This is a genomic window from Thiofilum sp. (genome assembly GCF_016711335.1).
Classification (GTDB): Bacteria; Pseudomonadota; Gammaproteobacteria; order Thiotrichales; family Thiotrichaceae; genus Thiofilum.
Window position 1 is genome coordinate 2,419,397 of sequence record NZ_JADJTF010000001.1, and the last position, 18,066, is coordinate 2,437,462.

The window sequence follows — 18,066 nt, forward strand, 5'->3', positions numbered from 1 at the left end:
ATAGGAGGAATGTGATGATAACTTTACGTGCTGTTTGGGTTTCAGTGGTGCTGTATTTGAGCTTGGGGCTAGCTCCCTTATTCGCTCAGGAGGTTACGGTTAAACAAGATCATTTGACCCTACGTGCGGATCTTAATTTAGCCAGTGATAAAAAAATTCAAGATGGTGTTGTGCTGCTGTTACACGGCACATTGGCTCATAATCGGGTGGAGATTATTAAAACCGTCGCGGAGTTGTTAAATGACAAAGGCTTTAATACGCTGAGCATTAATCTGAGCTATAGCCTTGATCAGCGCCCTTCACAAATGCTGGATTGCGCCATTGAGCATCAACATCAGCATGAAGATGCCATGCAAGAAATCGGTACTTGGATGCGATGGCTCAAAGAGCAGGGAGTAGAACAAGTCTATCTGATGGGGCATTCACGCGGCGGTAATCAAATCGCGTGGTATGCCAGTGAGCAAGATAATGATCTGATTAAGAAAATAGTATTAATTGCCCCTGCGACTTGGAGTGCAGAAAAAAGCGCTAGTGATTATGAGGAGCGCTATAAGACACCTTTAGTAGAGTTGGTGAATAACGCTCAAGCTAAAGTAGCGGCTGGGCAAGGTGCTGAGGTATTAGATACAGCGGGTTTTGTGTACTGTGAAAAAGCCAAAGTGAGTGCTAAGTCTATTGTGTCTTATTACCGTGCTGATGAGCGTAAAAATACCCCTAGTCTATTATCTAAAATAACTAAGCCTACTTTGGTCATTATGGGGTCAGAGGATACTACTATGCAGGACTTACCGGCTCAGATGGAACCCATCAAACAAGCTAATGTGCAAGCCGTTATGATTGAGGGGGCAGACCATTTCTTTTTAGATTTATATGCCGATGAATTGGTTGAAAAAACAGTAGAGTTTTTTGAGTGATTTTCAATAGGTAAACTCATAAATCAGTGCTGAGCAAGCAGATGCTTAAGGTATTGCCAAGAGGTTGTAGGATTAGTCGGTGGCTAATAAGTTTTTCACCCGTGCTTTAAGCCCTAGCTGTACATCGGACCAAAAATCATCTTTATGAGACCATTTAGTTAAAGGCAGACCTTTAGTAGGTAGGGCGGTAATATCGCCTAGCTTAAAGCCGTTTATAGCTTGTTCTGCCCAGTCGGGTGTATCGCGCACAATGATGGGTATGACAATCGTTTGATTAGCTTGATAGCGCTCTAGGGCTAAGGGTAGCTCAATCTCATAACAGTAGTCGGTAGCCATAAAATCAGGGCTGATCAAGAGTAGAATCAAGTCGGCTTTAATCAGTTGCTCCTTAATGTCCGCATGAACTAGCCCACCTGCTAATAATTGTGCATCAGTCCACGCTTGAACCTTAAACTGACGGCTAATATTTTTAAGACGTTTTTCTAGTTCTAGGCGATGCTCTTTATCTTCTTTAGAGTAAGAAATAAATACCTGAATCGCAGGTTTGGCTATCGGTTTATCTAAGCGTGAGGTCATAGTGTCTTGCTCCTGAAAGGCGGGCAAAGGGCTAGGTTCTGTACAAGGCTCTTTTTGTAGAAACTCTTGATAACGCGAGTGAGGACTGATTTCTTTAACTAATTTACGCAAGGCATAGAGTAAGCGTTCTTGATCACTACCGCGTAGGCTAAACTGCAAATAGCCCTTGTTGGATTGGGTTTTATCGGGAATCTGAGACACTAAAGACACTTGTCCCCATTCAGTCTCACAATAAATCCCCTCGCGCCAAGGTTGAGCATTATCTTTATAGGTTTCGCCCAAGCGAATAATCAAACGCTCGATAATGCTGCGGTGTAGGAAGGGATAGTGAACGTTATACTGCCAGTCCTTACTAGGCTCATAGCGCCATAATTTCTCCGTCGGATTTTTCTCTGCTAAAAAGGCTGGAATGATATATTCGCGCTCTTCAAAGGGAGTGTTCCAATCACGATTGATCTCATAGCAAATATGGCAATCGCGCATGAAATTGAGATAAATTTCCCGCTCGGACTCCTCGGTATTTTGCCAAATCAATTGAGTCTCAAAACCTGATAAGCGCCCCCCTTTTTTAAATAGTCGTTGTCGATAGGGGGCGTTACGGTCAAACACTTTATAAACCGCTTCGATGATCCAGTTTTGATCTAAGATCATGTGATCTTGAAATGCGCCTTGTTGATAAAACACCACTCCCGTCTTATGCAAATAGTCGGCAAACCACTCGGCATAATCAATCTGGTGCTGTTGGCAAAGTGTGGTAAAGCTGTCAAAGCTCAGAGTTTTTTGGGTGGGCTTGAGTTGGTTAATCGCCTCCTCGACAGCTAGCCATGAGCGTGGCAACTTGAGGCAAACCCGCCCTTGGAGTTCTTCAATCACATCGTGGATCATGCCCTTTAAGCTATTAATATTCTTATACTGCAAGGCTGAAATTTTGGCAGCTTGGCGAATTTGATCAGCGCCTAGCATCGTACTATTGACATCAGCGGGAGAAGCGTTGGGGTATTTATCAGAACGATCTATCTGATTTTTTACTAAAATCACGGGACTATGCGGGGCGAGATCATGAATAGCTTCCAGCCAGTAACTCACGGGATGATTAATTTCGTCGGGTTGCTCTTCGGTTTCTTCTGCCCACACCAATATATATAAACAGTCGTCACTTAAAAAAAGTCGATGGGTCGCATGATAGATTTCTTGTCCACCAAAATCCCAGAGTTGCCATGTGATGGGTGCATCACTGTGAGGGGTGGGTGAGCAGGTTTCGATGGTAATACCATGCGTTGAGGGCATTTGTGGGGGCGCGGCTTTTTGGTGTTGTAGGGTATAGGCTAAACTACTCTTGCCTACCCTCCCATTGCCTATGAATTGAATTTTTAGTTGCCGCTTCCATTCATAGCCCCGCTCTAGTGCCTTGTAATAGCGTAATAAGTTCTCATAACAATCCTCGTATTCACTGCCTAATATAACGCTAGGTAGGTAATCAATTTTAGTTCCTGCTAAATACAGTATCCTTTCGCGTTCATAAATAAATTGATCAATATGGTGTGGGTCGATCACTGAGCATTCATTTGCAGTCAGCTGACTTAACAGAGGAAATTGTTGCTCGCCAAAGAAGGTTAACGAGGGAAGCTTTAGCCTACTGCAATCAAGCTCTACTAAATAGGGCAAAGCCACTAAGGGGCTGATGTCATCGATGGGGTTGTAACCGCAATTGAGAGATTGTAATTGTGTGAGGGCTTGCAGGGGGCTGAGATCGGTGATTTTATTGTGACTGCAATCGAGGTATTGTAATTGGTTAAGGGCTTGCAGGGGACTGAGATCGGTGATTTTATTGCCACTGCAATCGAGGGATTGTAATTGGTTAAGGGCTTGCAGAGGTCTGAGATCACTCAAGCGTTGCCCCGCTAGGTTTAAATGTGAAAGTCGACTTAAACGAGTTATTTCAGGAGGAAGTACCTTAATAAATCCTCTGAGCCAAGGAAACATCTGATGTTGGATAGATAAGTCTAACTCCTCTAACCACACCAGCTCGAAAACACTGGGCGGTATTTCCTTAAGCAATAAATTACTCAAATCCAAGCGAGGCGCTTGAGTTTGGCGGCACACGTCAATACGTTCTAAAGCAATCTCAAGGGGACTGAGCATAATAGACCTAGGGTTAAGGGCGCGGATTGCTGAAGTTTAATGCAACCTACTAGAGCGAGTAAATCAGTAAACACTGACTGCTAATACACTTATTAATTAAGCCGTTCTTGTCAAAGTACAGACGAGTAATGATAGACACTCATGGACTTTCTAGAGAGTGGTGAGTAGTATGGTATACAATGAATTACAAAAAGAGGATTGAACCATGAAAATACAGACCAGTATGCGCATTGAAGAAGAAACCTTTAATGAAGCTAAAGCGATACTTGCCAGTTTAGGGATGAATTTTACTGATGCGGTCAATATTTTTGTCAGCATGGTGGTACAAACCAAAGGATTACCCTTTGAAGTCAAGATACCTAATGCTGAAACCCTTCAAGCCATGCAAGAAGTCAGAGAGGGCAAAAATATCGATGATTTCAAAGTTGAAGAGTTGCAATGAAACTAAAGCGTCATTGACTATTCATCAGAGATTTTAGGAATGTAAACCTTGCGGATTCACAGTTTGATAAGCTCATCTACTTTTTGAGTGTGTTACGCAAGGGAGAGTTACTACCGGAGGAGGCAAGAGACCACGCGCTATTAGGAGAATGGAGCGACTTTAGAGAGTTTCATGTAGGTGGTGATATGTTGGTGATCTATCGAGTCATTGATGATGAAGTAGTATTGACACGATAGGTACACACGCACAGTTATTTCGTTAGCCTAGAGCTTGTTCAGCTTACTACACGAAAATTTAGGCTCTAGTGGTATTTGGCAGAACGTAAGCGGACAATAAAACTAGGGTAAAGTGCTGATTTTTGAAGGATTTAGGACGCTATAGAACGATAAGGAACGAATGACTGGAGCGGGTGAAGGGAATCGAACCCTCGTATGCAGCTTGGGAAGCTGCCGTTCTACCATTGAACTACACCCGCTTGAGAGGCTTGCTATTGTAGGTATTCAAACCCTAAATGGCAATGCTCTTTTACTACACCATCGCTAGGCTAATCCCTCACACCCCTCTAAAACACAGTACACTTAGCCCATCAACCACAACAACGGATGACGCTCAGCATGTATCGCTTTAGAAGCTATTGGTATTACTGGTATACCGGACACAAAACTATTGCCGTGATTAGCATGATACTCACCGCAATGGTTTTAACCCTAGGGCTATTAGTCAATGCACAATTTGCACTCTGGGCAATCATTACCGCCGTATTGCTCGATATACTAGGCATCTGGCTCTTGATCCTCTACGTACTCATCATTCGCGCTCAAATACCCGCCCTCATGCTCGCCCTCATGCTCGCCCAAGCTGATCAATGGGTAATACATCAACTCATGATTCCGGTACTCATAGCCTTTTTCGTGGGGCGCTTTGTGACCTATATTGTCGCCAAGCAAAGCATAAGCGCTACTTCCACCAAGCGCCCGCTGCCATGACTATTGACCTAGCGCTACACCATCACGACGTGGATCAGCACCCCCCTCCAAACCATCAGCCTTAATCGCCACCGCATGTAAACCTGAATTGAGATTATCGACTTTGACGGTATAGCCCATTGCTTCAAACTTAGGTTTATAGTCCTCAGCGCTAGTACCTTTTTCTAAATAATAATCACCAGTGCGATTCACCATATGCGGCATAGAGACTGCTTGTTGCACATCCATGCCCCAATCAATCACGCCAATCAGCGCTTTAGCCGTATAAGATATAATATTACTCCCGCCGGGCGAGCCAATCGCTAATACAGGTTTCCCACTTTTCAGCACAATAGTCGGTGACATAGAGGAGCGTGGGCGCTTATTTGGCTCGATTTTATTAGCCACAGGTAAACCATTTTCTTCAGCAACAAACGAGAAATCGGTTAGCTCATTATTCAATAAAAAGCCGCGTGTCATTAAGCGTGAGCCAAAGCCATTTTCAATAGTGGTAGTCATCGATACGATATTGCCGTCTTTATCGACAATGACAAAATGGCTGGTAGAGGGCAATTCTAAAGCACGATCATCCGCAAAGCGTTGCGTCAAATACGGATTAGTAGCGGGGTCTCCCGGAAACACCGATTTAAGCGGTGCACCCGTTAATAAGGCTTGTGAACGTTCTTCCAAATAATCGGCGTTAAGTAATGCATCGACCGGAACATCGACAAAATCACTATCGGCTAAATAACGATTACGATCCGCAAAGGCGAGACGGGTAGCATCACCCATTAAACGCCAGCTCTCAGTGCTGTCATAGCCCGTCTGCGCTAAATCGAAATGGCTTAATATACCTAGAATCTGGGCAATGGCGACACCACCTGAAGTGGGTGGTCCCATACCGCATACATCATGTGCACGATACTCCATACACACAGTCGAGCGTTCTTTGACGGTATAGTTAGCTAAATCCGCTAGGCTCAGTGACCCCGCATTAGTCGGTGCTTCATTAACCGTTTTAACTATATCCTGAGCAATTTCACCTTCATAAAATACCTTGGCTCCTTGTTCGGCAATGAGCTTTAAAGTGGCGGCATAGTCTGGATTAGGACGTAAAGTACCGGCTTTGAGAGGAGCACCTTCAGCATCAAAGAAATAAGCTTGGGTTGCAGGAAAGCGTTGTAAGGATTCAGCCGAGCTAGCAATTTGTTCAGCCATATGCGGGCTGACGATAAAACCCTGTTGCGCTAATTGTAAGGGCGTTTTAAATAAGTCTGCCCATGCTGCTTTGCCATACTTTTTATGTAAGTGCTCTAGTAGTTTCAGAGTGCCCGGTGTGCCGACTGATTTACCGCCTACCACTGCTTCCATAAAGGCGAGTGGCCTACCCTCTTTATCCAAAAACATATCAGGCGTTGCCGCTTGGGGTGCGGTTTCGCGTCCATCTAAAGCGACTAAATGTTTTTCCTGATTATCCCAGTAAAGTATCAGTGCACCACCGCCTAACCCTGAGGATTGCGGTTCAACTAACCCTAAGGTGAGCTGTACCGCAATCGCAGCATCCGCAGCAGAGCCTCCCGCTTGTAACACTTCTAAACCCGCTTGAGTAGCATAAGGATTAGCGGTCACTACCATAAACTCTTGGGCTTTGACTAATTGCTTAGTGATATTAGTGGTAGCGATTTGTGGATTGATAGTGTCGCTGGTTTGTTTGGCGTAAGTGCTAGGTATTAAAAGCGCACTAATAAGCACACTGAGGGTTAATAGTTTCATACTGATCCTTGCCCTTGTGGTAGGGCGATTGAAGAGAGTCTGTCAAGGTGCAGAGTTTTATATCAGATTATGAGTGTAACCGAAGATCAGTGAATCGAGGAAAACCTTAGAAAAAACGTTAGAGCAAGAGTTAAGGGGCTACCTAAAAGTAATTGCGTGTTTCTGGAGCAGTCTTGGCGGCATGGATGCCGCCTTGTAGCGTACAGGGATGTATTCACAGCGGCTGCGGAAGAAATGCGCAATTACTTTTGCTCAAGTGCTTGCTGATATTCGTAATCAAGAACTAAGCTGTAGAGTAGCGTATAGCTCTACAGCTTAGTTAACAGGAGATAGGCTAAGATTTTAAAAACGTGTGCCAAAACTAGGATCTGTTTCATTACCGAGAGGGGGTAAGTTGGCTAGTTCGTGAATGGTAGACAGTGGGCCACTAGGAAACAGTTGATACAAATATTTTCTTCCCCCTTCCATCGCAAATTCTGCATCCAGCAGATCGGCTAATTCACGGGCATTTTCGCAATCATCACAGTGCTCATAAAAATCTAATACAAAATCAATCACCTCTTGGTGATCATCCGTGAGGTCTAGGTGATGCGCTTGAGCATTATGTTGAATGAGCTGATAGGTAGCAGGGGTCTTTAATTTAGGCAAGGGAGCGCGAGTTACCACCTCAGCGCGTGGGAACATTTCGTCTAAAGTAGCGGTATGAGCCATAGCAGACATTAGTATCCTCCTTTTTTTAATAACTAGCGGTAGTTGAGTTAAATACTCAACCTTAAAGCTACGCCGAGCCTTTGCAGGGGTCAAGGCTGGTGAAGAGATACTCCTTACTGCGGAAAACTTGATAGTTTCGTGAAACTGCCCGCATTTTTGGTTATGATTGCCCCTTTTCATAGCGCTGATGCTGGATGAGCTAGACCATGCAAAAATTCTTGATTGAAGGTGGGGTCGCCTTGGAGGGCGAAGTTGAAATTTCGGGAGCTAAAAATGCCGTTCTGCCCTTGTTGGCAGCTACTTTATTAGCTAGTACCCCCATGACCATTCGCAATGTACCGCGTTTAAAGGATGTAAGCACCTTAGCGGCGGTGATTGCGGGTATGGGTGTCACCCTGAATACCGATGAACATAATAATATTCATACGGACACCTCCACGATTCATACCTTTAAAGCGCCTTATGAATTAGTTCGCACTATGCGAGCCTCGATTTTAGTCTTAGGGCCTATGGTGGCGCGTTTTGGTGAAGCCGAAGTGTCACTCCCCGGCGGCTGCGCGATTGGTGATCGTCCGGTCAATCTGCATCTCATGGGCTTAGAGGCAATGGGCGCAGAAATTGTAGTCGAGGAAGGCTATATTCGCGCCAAAGCTAAACGCCTCAAAGGTGCGCGTATTGTGATGGATATTGTCAGTGTCACGGGGACTGAAAATCTACTAATGGCGGCGGTACTGGCTGAAGGGACGACTGTATTAGAAAATGCAGCGCGTGAACCGGAAGTGGTCGATTTGGCGAACTGCCTAGTCCAAATGGGCGCCAAGATCGAAGGCATTGGCTCTTCTAAAATCACGGTTGAAGGAGTCGAGAGCTTAACAGGTTGTGATTACACCGTGCTCCCTGACCGTATTGAGACAGGTACTTATCTAGCCGCCGCCGCGATTACGGGGGGGCGAGTCAAAGCGCTCAAAGCAGCGCCTGATACGCTGGATGCGGTATTACAAAAATTCCGCGAAGCCGGAGCTTTAGTTGAAACGGGTGCGGACTGGATTGAGCTGGATATGCGCGGTCGCACCTTAAAAGCGGTGGATATTCGTACTGACCCTTATCCCGCTTTTCCCACCGATATGCAGGCGCAATTCATGGCGATGAATGCGTGCTCGCAGGGCATTGGCGTGATTGTCGAGACTATCTTTGAAAATCGCATGATGCATGTCGCTGAATTGAAACGTTTAGGGGCGAATATCCGCTTAGAGGGCAATACGGCGATTGTAGCCGGTATGCCGAATCTAAAAGGTGCTCCCGTCATGGCAACTGACTTACGTGCTTCAGCTTGTTTGATTTTGGCAGGCTTAGCCGCGCAGGGTAAGACCTTGGTAGATCGTATTTATCACACGGATCGAGGTTATGAGCGTATTGAGCAAAAGCTTGCACAGTTGGGCGCTAAGATTACGCGAGTGAATGAGTGATGAAAGATAAACTCACCATAGCCTTATCCAAGGGGCGTATTTTTAAAGATACTGTTCCCCTGTTGAAAGTGGCTGGTATTGAGCCACTCGATGATCCTGAAACCAGCCGTAAACTGATTCTCGATACCAATCATCCTGATGTGAAAATCGTCATTATCCGCGCTACCGATGTGCCTACCTATGTGCAATATGGGGCGGCTGATATGGGAGTAGCGGGTAAAGATGTCTTGATGGAGCACGGTGGACAGGATATTTACGAAGTGCTCGATCTTAAAATTGCTAACTGTAAATTGATGGTAGCGGGTTTTACGGATCGTCCTTTACCTAAAGAGCATTTAAAAGTCGCCACTAAGTTTGTGAATTGTGCGCGGCATTATTTTGCTGGCCAAGGTCGGCAAGTAGACATTATTAAATTATACGGCTCGATGGAATTAGCGCCTTTGGTAGGATTAGCCGATTGTATTGTCGATTTAGTCGATACGGGCAATACCTTACGCGCCAATGGATTAGAGCCTTTAGAGCATATGGCAGACATTAGTTCCCGTTTAATTGTGAACAAAGCGTCTATGAGATTAAAACACGAGCGCATTCAAAAGCTGATTAATCACATTGAAGCCGCTGTGCAAGTAAAGAGATAAGCATGAAATATTTAACCGATGACTTGCGTATTGTAGGTATGCACGAATTAATTGCACCCGTAGAGCTATTGCGTGATCTTCCTTTAAACGAAGATGCGTCAATGTTGGTTTTTAATGCCCGCCAAGAGGCCCATGACATTATTCACGGTCAAGATGATCGTTTATTAGTGGTGGTCGGACCTTGTTCCATCCATGATGTGGATGCGGCCCTAGAATATGCAGGACGCTTAAAAGTATTGCGCGAAAAGCTCAAAGCAGATTTGCATATTATTATGCGCGTCTATTTTGAAAAGCCGCGTACTACGGTGGGCTGGAAAGGCTTAATTAATGACCCTGATCTCGATAATAGTTTCCATATTAATAAAGGTCTGCGTCTAGCTCGTCAGTTATTACTCGATTTAGCTAAGCAAGGTATGCCTGCTGCCACGGAATATCTGGATTTAATCAGCCCGCAATATATTGCCGATTTAATTAGCTGGGCAGCGATTGGTGCAAGGACGACTGAAAGCCAAGGGCATCGTGAATTATCCTCAGGTATTTCGTGCCCGATTGGGTTTAAAAATGGCACGTATGGCAATCTGAATATTGCGGTCGATGCGATTGCTGCTGCTTCCCGTCCCCATCATTTCTTGTCTGTCACCAAAGAGGGGCGCACTGCGATTTTTGCCACACGCGGGAATGAAGATTGCCATGTAATTCTGCGTGGTGGGCGTGAGCCTAATTATGATGCAGCTAGCGTACAAGCGGCGGTAGATGCCTTAGTCAAAGCTAAGCTACCCCCTTATCTAATGGTCGATTTCAGCCACGCCAATAGTAATAAAGACTATCGCCGTCAACCTGAAGTCGCCAATAGCGTGGCGGAGCAAATCGCCTCTGGTTCTAAAGCCATTACTGGAGTGATGATTGAGAGCCATTTGGTAGAAGGCAATCAAAAAGCCGACGGCAAAAAACGTGAAGAGTTAGTGTATGGTCAAAGTATTACCGATGCCTGCATTAATTGGGATACTACCGCGCAAGTGCTAGAGCAATTAGCCGAAGCGGTGCGCCAACGTAGGAGAGTCAATGCATGACTAGGGTACGAGAATTAAATTCCACTGCTCCCAGCTTTTGGCAAGACTTACAACAGCTATTAGCTTGGGAAAGTGTTTCAGACGATGCGGTATTTAATACCGTGAATGGTATTTTGAAAGACGTGCGTACTCGCGGCGATGCGGCGGTGGTGGACTACACCAATCGCTTTGATCGTATGCAGGTCAGCAGTATGAGTGAGCTAGAAATACCCTTAGCTCGCTTACAGCAAGCTCTGGCTAATTTGCCCGCTGAACAACGTTCTGCCTTAGAGCAAGCCGCTAAGCGTATTAAAGCCTATGCTGAGCGCCAAAAGCTGGAGTCATGGAGCTATGTTGAGGCGGATGGTACGTTACTCGGTCAACAGGTGAGCTGTTTAGATCGGGTGGGGTTATATGTGCCCGGTGGTAAGGCGGCTTATCCGTCTTCGGTACTAATGAACGCTATCCCTGCCAAAGTTGCAGGTGTTCCCGAATTAATTATGGTAGTTCCGACCCCAGCGGGTGAAGTGAATGAGCTGGTATTAGCCGCCGCCGCGATTGCTAATGTGGATCGTGTATTTGCTATCGGTGGCGCTCAAGCAGTGGCTGCTTTAGCGTATGGTACAGAAACGGTTCCCGCAGTAGATAAGATCGTAGGCCCCGGCAATATTTATGTGGCGACCGCTAAGCGTATGGTCTACGGCACGGTGGGCATTGATATGATCGCAGGGCCTTCGGAAATTCTGGTGGTGTGTGATGGTAAAACCAACCCTGATTGGATTGCTATGGATTTATTCTCACAAGCCGAGCACGATGAAGATGCTCAAGCCATTCTAGTCTGTCCTGATGCCGCCTTTATTGAACAAGTCAAAGCTAGCATTAATAAGCTCGTTGAAACCATGCCACGTAAGGACATTATTAATACCTCACTGGAGGGACGCGGAGCTTTGATTCTGGTTAAAGACATGGCTGAAGCGGTTGAGGTTGCGAATTACATTGCACCAGAGCACTTAGAATTATCGGTGGATAATGCGCGTGAAGTGGCTCAACAAATTCGTCATGCGGGAGCTATCTTTATGGGACGTTATACCGCTGAGGCTCTAGGAGATTATTGTGCTGGACCTAATCACGTATTGCCTACTTCGCGCACGGCACGTTTTTCTAGTCCTTTAGGGGTGTATGATTTCCAAAAACGCTCCTCATTAATTGATTGCTCGGCTGTGGGGGCATCTAGTTTAGGTAAGATTGCTTCCGTATTGGCGCGGGGTGAGGGTTTAATCGCTCATGCGTGCTCGGCTGAGTATCGGATTTAATAGTTAAGTAGTCATACAAAAGCTATCGAGCATTGCTTCAGCAGTCGCTGTGAATACATCCTTGTACGCTTCAAGGCGGCATCCGTGCCGCCAAGACTGCTCCAGAAATACTCGATAACTTTGATTCAAGTACTTAGCTACTAAAAAACCACTGAAAGCAAAAGGGAGCCTAGGCTCCCTTTTGTTTGGTTAGGTGAGTGAGATTAGCTTAAACAAACTTACCATTCACACTAGAGCCAATGGTGCTATTACCATAAACCACTGAACCAGTGCCACCTAAGTTACCAGTGATGCTGATAGGGCGACCTAAGGTTTGAGTCAGCATATTAATTAAGCTATTTACTCCCTGTGGTGAGGTAAGTAGCGCATTGAGGCGGGTATTGCTGATACCAAGACCATTAAACAATCCTGCTAATTCAGTCGCTGGCATGGCTAGATTAGTGGCTAAGCTATTCAATACTTGCATAGCGCTGGTATTTAAACCGCTGATCGTCACATTGCCAGTAGCATTAATGGTATTACCAGAAACATTGGACGTATTAGTCACAGTGGTGCTGGTGGTTGGTGCTGTCGTGGTGCTAGTTGTACTGGTAGCACTGGTGCTTGGGGTCGTAGTTGTGCTAGTAACACTAGCGCTAGTTTGACCTTGACCACTCATCGCTTGCGTCACTAAGCCCATTAAAGTACTTAAACCGCTAGGTGTGCTGAGTAGGGTATTCAATTGGCTAGAGCTAATACCTAAACCATTAAACATTGATACTAAGTCAGCAACTTGCATTCCCATGCCAGTGGCTAAAGTAGTTAAGGTACTTAATGTGGCACTATCTAAACCTGCTAGACCTGTACTAGCTGTAGTTGAACCTGTGCTGCTAGTGCTAGTTGGGCTGGTGCTAGTAGTACTGGTAGTTGTAGTGGTTGAAACCGGTGTTGTACCAGTGCTGCTAGTAGTACTGGTGCTAGTAGTGGTACTAGGTGTTACAGGTTGTCCACTTGCAGCTTGAGTTAATAGACCCATCAAGTTATTCAAACCCTCTGGTGTACTGAGTAAGCTATTTAATTGTGCAGTGCTAATCCCTAAGCTATTAAATAAGCCTGCTAATGCATCAGCAGACATACCTAAACCGGAGGCTAGACTCGTTAAAGTAGCTGTCGCTTCGGTGCTTAAGGTAGTGGAGCTAGTAGTAGTACTGGTAGTAGTGCCCGTTGTGGCAGAACCAGAAGTTGTACCTGTAGTCGCTCCGGTTGTGGTAGAACCAGAAGTTGTACCTGTAGTAGTTCCTGTCGTGGTGGTTCCAGTAGTAGTGCCTGAGGTAGTAGTGGTACTAGGTGTGGTTGTTTGACCACTAGCAGCTTGAGTTAATAAACCCATTAAGCTATTCAGACCGTCAGGAGTACTTAGTAAGGTATTTAGCTGAGCAGTGGTGATACCAATGCTATTAAATAAGCTTACTAGAGCAGTAGGTTGCATACCTAAACTAGAGGCTAGGCTCGTTAAAGTCGCAGTGGCTTCAGTACTTAATGTAGTAGAACTAGTGGTTGAGCCAGAGCCAGTAGTAGAACCTGTTGTTGATCCAGAAGTTGTACCTGTGCTAGAGCCAGCAGTCGTTGAACCCGTGGTTGATCCTGAAGTAGTGGAGCCAGTCGTTGATCCAGAAGTAGTAGAGCCTGTTGTTGTACCGCTGGTAGAGCCACCTGTGCTACCTGTAGTAGGGCCTTGAGATAAAATTTCAGTCAAAGCACTCATCAGTGCATTAACACCTTCTGGACTACTGAGTAATAGGGTGAGTTGATCAGCACTCAGCCCGACACTAGCAAAAATACTCATTAAATCTGCCGCAGAGATACCAATGCTGGTTGCTAAGCTAGTCACCACGGCATTCAGATCAATGGGATTAGTAGAGCCTGTACCTGAGGTAGATCCAGTACCAGTAGTTGAACCCGTCCCTGAGGTAGAACCGGTTCCAGTGGTTGATCCAGTACCTGTTGTAGAGCCGCTACCAGTAGTGCTGCCGGGAACAGTCGTACCCACAGGACGTGAGCCGTTAATAATGAAGTTAGCTGAGGCAGTACTATTGCCGGGGTGTTGTAATACATTGCCTAAAATAACGTTGGTATCGTTATTAGGACCTGCGTAAATGGTTTTACCGTCTAAGTTTAAGTCAGTATTTTTATAACCATTTAGAATATAGTTTACGTTACCACCGCTATTACCTAACGCGGTTAACACAGCGGATAACACTAAATTAGGGTCGTTATTCGGGCCTGCTGCGATGACATTATTATTTCCATTAGCATCCCCTGCCCACATTAAAGCAGTACCATTTTGAGTTAAGGCTTGTGCATTCGTGCCATAAGTTTGAGTAGTAGCTTTGGTAAAGTCTACTGCTACGGTTTTATCATCCATGATAGTCACAGGCGCTTTAGTCATTACGCCTAAGTGATTGCGATGGGTTAAGGAGATGAAGTAATCGCCTTCTGGAATATCTTTAAAGCTCAATACAGGGTTATTAGTGGCTGCATTCGCTACATCACCATCACGTTGTAGAACAGCAGCTTGGCGCGTAATGATTTTAGAAGGATCGTTTTTATCACGTAATTCCACCATCACCCAATCGACAGGTGCATCATTGCCAGTAGTTGATGCGGTAGCAGCGGATAAGGTCTCACTTCCATTATAACCCATGCTGGTATAGGGTTGGTTAGCGGGTAAAAAGCCTTGAGTGCGTAAATCATCACGCATTAAACCATTGGCTGAATTATAAGCACCTTGTAATAAGCCTTTTACCTGAACAGTGACCGTACCACCACTAACAGTAGGAGGAGGAACGACTTCAGTAGGAATAGGTTTCGGTGCTGGTGCGGGAACAGGTGTTGGTACAGGGATCGGTGCAGGTACTGGTTTAGGCGCTGGCACAGGGGCAGGCACTGGTACAGGAATCGGTGCAGGGACGGGCACTGGTTTAGGCGCGGGTTGTGGCGCTGCATTTTTAATAGTGACCGTGACATCATTATAGTCTTTATCATTAGGTGCTTTAGAGCCAGTACGATCCTCGAAAGCCATAACAATAGTGCCATCAGTGGTGATATTAACCTTTACCCCATTATTACTGGCACTAGCGATAGAACCTTGGGTTTGGTTGTACAAACGCACATTATTGGGATCTAGTTTGATGCTAGGAGGGTTTCTAGGGTCAAGCGTTTTCCATTGACCGGTGCTGTCTTGGTATTGGATAACATTGTTATCGGCAGTGCGACCATCTACCGTGATGCTCACAGTAGGTTTACCTGCAATCGTAGTGCCTGTCACAATTACCGGACTAGGAGTGGGCGCAGGAGTGGGGGTAGTAGTGCTATTGGGGCTAACATTACTAGGTTTAGGAGAGCTACCACTGGTAACACCACCTAATAAGGAGCTACCCATACCTGTAACTTGACCTAACAGCGATCCCGCTAAATTTTGCACACTCCCAAATAAACCACCTGAGCTTTGAGTAGTAATAGGGGAGGAGGTATTACAACGATTAGTCGTAGTGGGGACTGGAGCAGGTGCTGGAGTACGAGTACTTTGTGTAGTACGAGTGCCAGAACCAAAAATATTAAATAGGTTAAACATTAAGGTAGCTCCTTATTGTGATTTTTCACTAAGAATTGTTAATTAATTACGCACGGAGTTATTAGTGCTGCTCTTATAGTTTCTATTTATTCATATAATGGTAATTTTTATAATAGCAATTAGGATAAGCTGCATTTATAGGGATATGATCGGCAAGTAGTGCTAAAAAGTGTTGTTTTTTTAGGCTTTAAACGGCGGATTTTGGGTGGAGTGTGGAATAATGAGTCGTAAAATAAGAAGTTTCACAGGTTTTAATGACCCTGTGTCTGTATGGGAGTAGTTTAAGCACTAAGTGTAATCTAGAGACCTCAGCTACCTCTTTCTATGAAACCTATAATAGCTATACTAATCAGTATCTTAATCATTACCGTGGGGTGTGATTCATCTACCTCTCCACCTCCTCCGCAACCCATGCCTAGTCCTAGTCCTAGTCCTAGTCCTAGTCCTAGTCCTAGTCCTAGTCCTAGTCCTAGTCCTAGTCCTAGTCCTAAAGATCCTATTCGGACTGAAATAAATACTTCAGACCCAAACTTAGCCGTCTTACCTTTTGAGCGAGCAGCACCCGCTGTAGGCACTAAAATACAAGACCTTATTCCTAGTGGTGGTGAGGGTGAAGCGCCAGATCAACCGAGTGTCTATCCAGTCATTGCTTGGGAAAGTTTAGAGCTTCCCGGACAAGGGATGGCAGATATTATTAAACATTATCAACCGCTTATTGATCGTATTCCCGAAGGTGATCCCGAAGAAGACAAGGTGATGGAAGAGATGCAAAAAGCACTGGACACCGCACCGGTTAATCCCGCTATGCACGGTAAAAAGGTTAAGTTACCCGGTTTTATTGCGCCCTTAGAAATTGATGAAACTAAAGGGCTGGTTAAAGACTTTTTATTAGTACCTTATTATGGTGCTTGTATTCATTTACCACCGCCGCCGTTGAGTCAAACGATTTTAGTCCAACCACAAGCAGGTAAAGGGATTGGTTTAGAGCGTATAGCTGAGCCAGTTTGGGTATATGGTACATTAATTGCTGAAAAAGCGACCACGGATTTAGCTTATGCAGGCTATCAAATTAAAGACGCCTATGTCGAAATTTATCAAGATAGTAAACTAGATCAATCACTTAGTTTTAACCCTACGCCTCAGTAAGTACTTGAGTGAAAGTTATCAGGTATTTCTGGAGCAGTCTTGGTGGCACGGATGCCGCCTTGAAGCGTACAAAGATGTATTCACAGCGACTGCGGAAGAAATGCTCGATAACGTTTGAATCACTACTTAGACCTTGCTTTTATTAGTCATAAAGTCAGGTGATAAAAAATTTGATTTAATAGGGCTTTAGTTGATGATTTCAGGACTCACGATGACTACTACCTCAAAAGCACGTATTCCCGTCACGCTATTAACGGGCTTTTTAGGCAGTGGCAAAACTACTTTACTCAACCAATTACTACAATCTGATTGGGCACACGGCGAGCCAGTAGCCTTATTAATCAATGAGTTTGGGAGTGTCGGATTAGATCAGCAATTAATAGGGGAAACGGGTTTTCCTATGGCGTTATTAGCAGGAGGTTGTGTGTGTTGTGCTATGCAAAATACGCTATTGCCGACCCTAAAAAATCTCTGGATGGAACGCAATAGTGGCAAATTCAAGCCCTATCAACGCATTATTATTGAAACCACGGGTTTAGCCGATCCTACCTCTATTTTAGCCACGTTTGTGCAAGCTAAATGGGCAGCCGAGCGTCACTATATTGATGGAGTCATTACTACCGTTGATGCAGTATTTGGTATGCACCAATTAAATGAGCATTTTGAAGCAGTACAACAAGTCACCCGTGCCGATAAATTACTAATTACCAAAGCTGATTTAGTAGATTCGGCTAACTTGAAGATACTACAACAGCGCTTACAAGCATTAAATCCCTTAGCCATTATTCAAACGGTACAACACGGACAAATAGAGCCTGATCAATTATTTAATTTGCGCAAGACCATTACTAGTTTAGTCAGTGCCTTTAATCCCCCAGCATTAAAATTACTGAATATAGACTACAAGTTGCCAATTTTATATTTGAATGATAAGGCTTCTATAAAAACAGATAAGCGTATCCAGAGTTTTATAGTTCAATTCGATCAACCTGTTGATTTAGAGCGTATCAAATTAGGTTTATCAGTAGTAATGGGTTTTTGTGATCAGCATTTATTACGCATGAAAGCGATTTTGCATACTGTGCAGTATGCTAATCCCGTAGTACTTCACGCTGTGCAGCATTTGCTCTTTCCAGAGCAAGTACTAGAACATTGGAGTAAGGCAGATCAAACCAGTCGAGTGGTGTTTATTACGGCTGATAGGGAGGAGCGAGCGATGGAGGGGGTATTGCAAGAGTTTAGGGCAGTCATAGAGCGAGGGGCTTAGCCCTCCTATTTAGTCTCAAGACCAATGTACTTTTGAAGTATAATAATCACA

General features: G+C 44.9%; 14 protein-coding genes and 1 tRNA gene. 10 read left to right on the forward strand and 5 right to left on the reverse strand.

The annotated features are described in order from the left end of the window. Window positions 1–14 precede the first annotated feature (14 nt). Window positions 15–914: an alpha/beta fold hydrolase gene (locus tag IPL34_RS11495; protein WP_296841593.1), complete on the forward strand. Its 900-nt coding sequence runs from the start codon at window positions 15–17 to the stop codon at window positions 912–914. Window positions 915–986: 72 nt separating this feature from the next. Here IPL34_RS11495 and IPL34_RS11500 read toward each other — a convergent pair whose 3' ends face one another. Then, the gene (locus IPL34_RS11500) at window positions 987–3,632 is read right to left on the reverse strand and encodes a COR domain-containing protein (RefSeq protein ID WP_296841594.1); all 2,646 of its coding nucleotides are present in this window, start codon (window positions 3,630–3,632) and stop codon (window positions 987–989) included. A 205-nt stretch (window positions 3,633–3,837) separates the two neighbouring features. Between IPL34_RS11500 and IPL34_RS11505 the strand changes: the two genes are divergently transcribed. Continuing rightward, entirely contained in the window at window positions 3,838–4,074 is a 237-nt protein-coding gene (locus tag IPL34_RS11505) for a type II toxin-antitoxin system RelB/DinJ family antitoxin (protein ID WP_296841595.1), read from the forward strand. 74 nt (window positions 4,075–4,148) lie between these two features. After that, window positions 4,149–4,310 (forward strand): type II toxin-antitoxin system YafQ family toxin, encoded by a 162-nt coding sequence (locus IPL34_RS11510; RefSeq protein WP_296843065.1) that lies wholly within the window; start codon window positions 4,149–4,151, stop codon window positions 4,308–4,310. Window positions 4,311–4,475: 165 nt separating this feature from the next. Here the strand turns inward: IPL34_RS11510 and IPL34_RS11515 are convergent. Further along, window positions 4,476–4,549 (reverse strand) — tRNA-Gly (locus IPL34_RS11515). 139 nt (window positions 4,550–4,688) lie between these two features. Here IPL34_RS11515 and IPL34_RS11520 point away from each other — a divergent pair. After that, window positions 4,689–5,060: a hypothetical protein gene (locus IPL34_RS11520; RefSeq protein ID WP_296841596.1), complete on the forward strand. Its 372-nt coding sequence runs from the start codon at window positions 4,689–4,691 to the stop codon at window positions 5,058–5,060. Here the strand turns inward: IPL34_RS11520 and ggt are convergent, their stop codons facing one another. Next, entirely contained in the window at window positions 5,061–6,812 is a 1,752-nt protein-coding gene (ggt, locus tag IPL34_RS11525; protein WP_296841597.1) for a gamma-glutamyltransferase, read from the reverse strand. Window positions 6,813–7,154: 342 nt separating this feature from the next. Beyond that, complete coding sequence (locus IPL34_RS11530; RefSeq protein WP_296841598.1) at window positions 7,155–7,532, reverse strand: TusE/DsrC/DsvC family sulfur relay protein; 378 nt, start codon at window positions 7,530–7,532, stop codon at window positions 7,155–7,157. 197 nt (window positions 7,533–7,729) lie between these two features. On the opposite strand from IPL34_RS11530, the gene murA reads away from it, so the two are divergent. Genes murA through hisD form a run of 4 tightly spaced genes read left to right on the forward strand, consistent with a single transcriptional unit; the run spans window position 7,730 to window position 11,989 of the window. Next, window positions 7,730–8,989 carry a UDP-N-acetylglucosamine 1-carboxyvinyltransferase gene (gene murA / locus IPL34_RS11535; protein ID WP_296841599.1) on the forward strand — a complete coding sequence of 420 codons (1,260 nt, stop codon included), beginning with the start codon at window positions 7,730–7,732 and terminating at the stop codon, window positions 8,987–8,989. Further along, window positions 8,989–9,627 carry an ATP phosphoribosyltransferase gene (hisG, locus tag IPL34_RS11540; protein ID WP_296841600.1) on the forward strand — a complete coding sequence of 213 codons (639 nt, stop codon included), beginning with the start codon at window positions 8,989–8,991 and terminating at the stop codon, window positions 9,625–9,627. The genes murA and hisG overlap by 1 nt, the downstream gene beginning before the upstream one ends. A 2-nt stretch (window positions 9,628–9,629) precedes the next feature. Beyond that, on the forward strand, window positions 9,630–10,697 hold the full coding sequence (locus IPL34_RS11545; protein WP_296841601.1) for a 3-deoxy-7-phosphoheptulonate synthase: 1,068 nt from the start codon (window positions 9,630–9,632) through the stop codon (window positions 10,695–10,697). Further along, entirely contained in the window at window positions 10,694–11,989 is a 1,296-nt protein-coding gene (gene hisD / locus IPL34_RS11550; RefSeq protein WP_296841602.1) for a histidinol dehydrogenase, read from the forward strand. Before IPL34_RS11545 ends, hisD begins: the two co-directional genes overlap by 4 nt. A gap of 208 nt (window positions 11,990–12,197) precedes the next feature. Here the strand turns inward: hisD and IPL34_RS11555 are convergent, their stop codons facing one another. Beyond that, on the reverse strand, window positions 12,198–15,602 hold the full coding sequence (locus tag IPL34_RS11555; protein ID WP_296841603.1) for a hypothetical protein: 3,405 nt from the start codon (window positions 15,600–15,602) through the stop codon (window positions 12,198–12,200). Between the two features lie 324 nt (window positions 15,603–15,926). Here IPL34_RS11555 and IPL34_RS11560 point away from each other — a divergent pair, with 324 nt between their 5' ends. Further along, complete coding sequence (locus tag IPL34_RS11560) at window positions 15,927–16,748, forward strand: DUF3299 domain-containing protein (protein WP_296841604.1); 822 nt, start codon at window positions 15,927–15,929, stop codon at window positions 16,746–16,748. Between the two features lie 211 nt (window positions 16,749–16,959). Continuing rightward, a complete protein-coding gene (locus IPL34_RS11565) occupies window positions 16,960–18,015 on the forward strand; it encodes a GTP-binding protein (RefSeq protein ID WP_296841605.1) in 1,056 nt (351 codons plus the stop codon). Window positions 18,016–18,066: the final 51 nt, after the last annotated feature.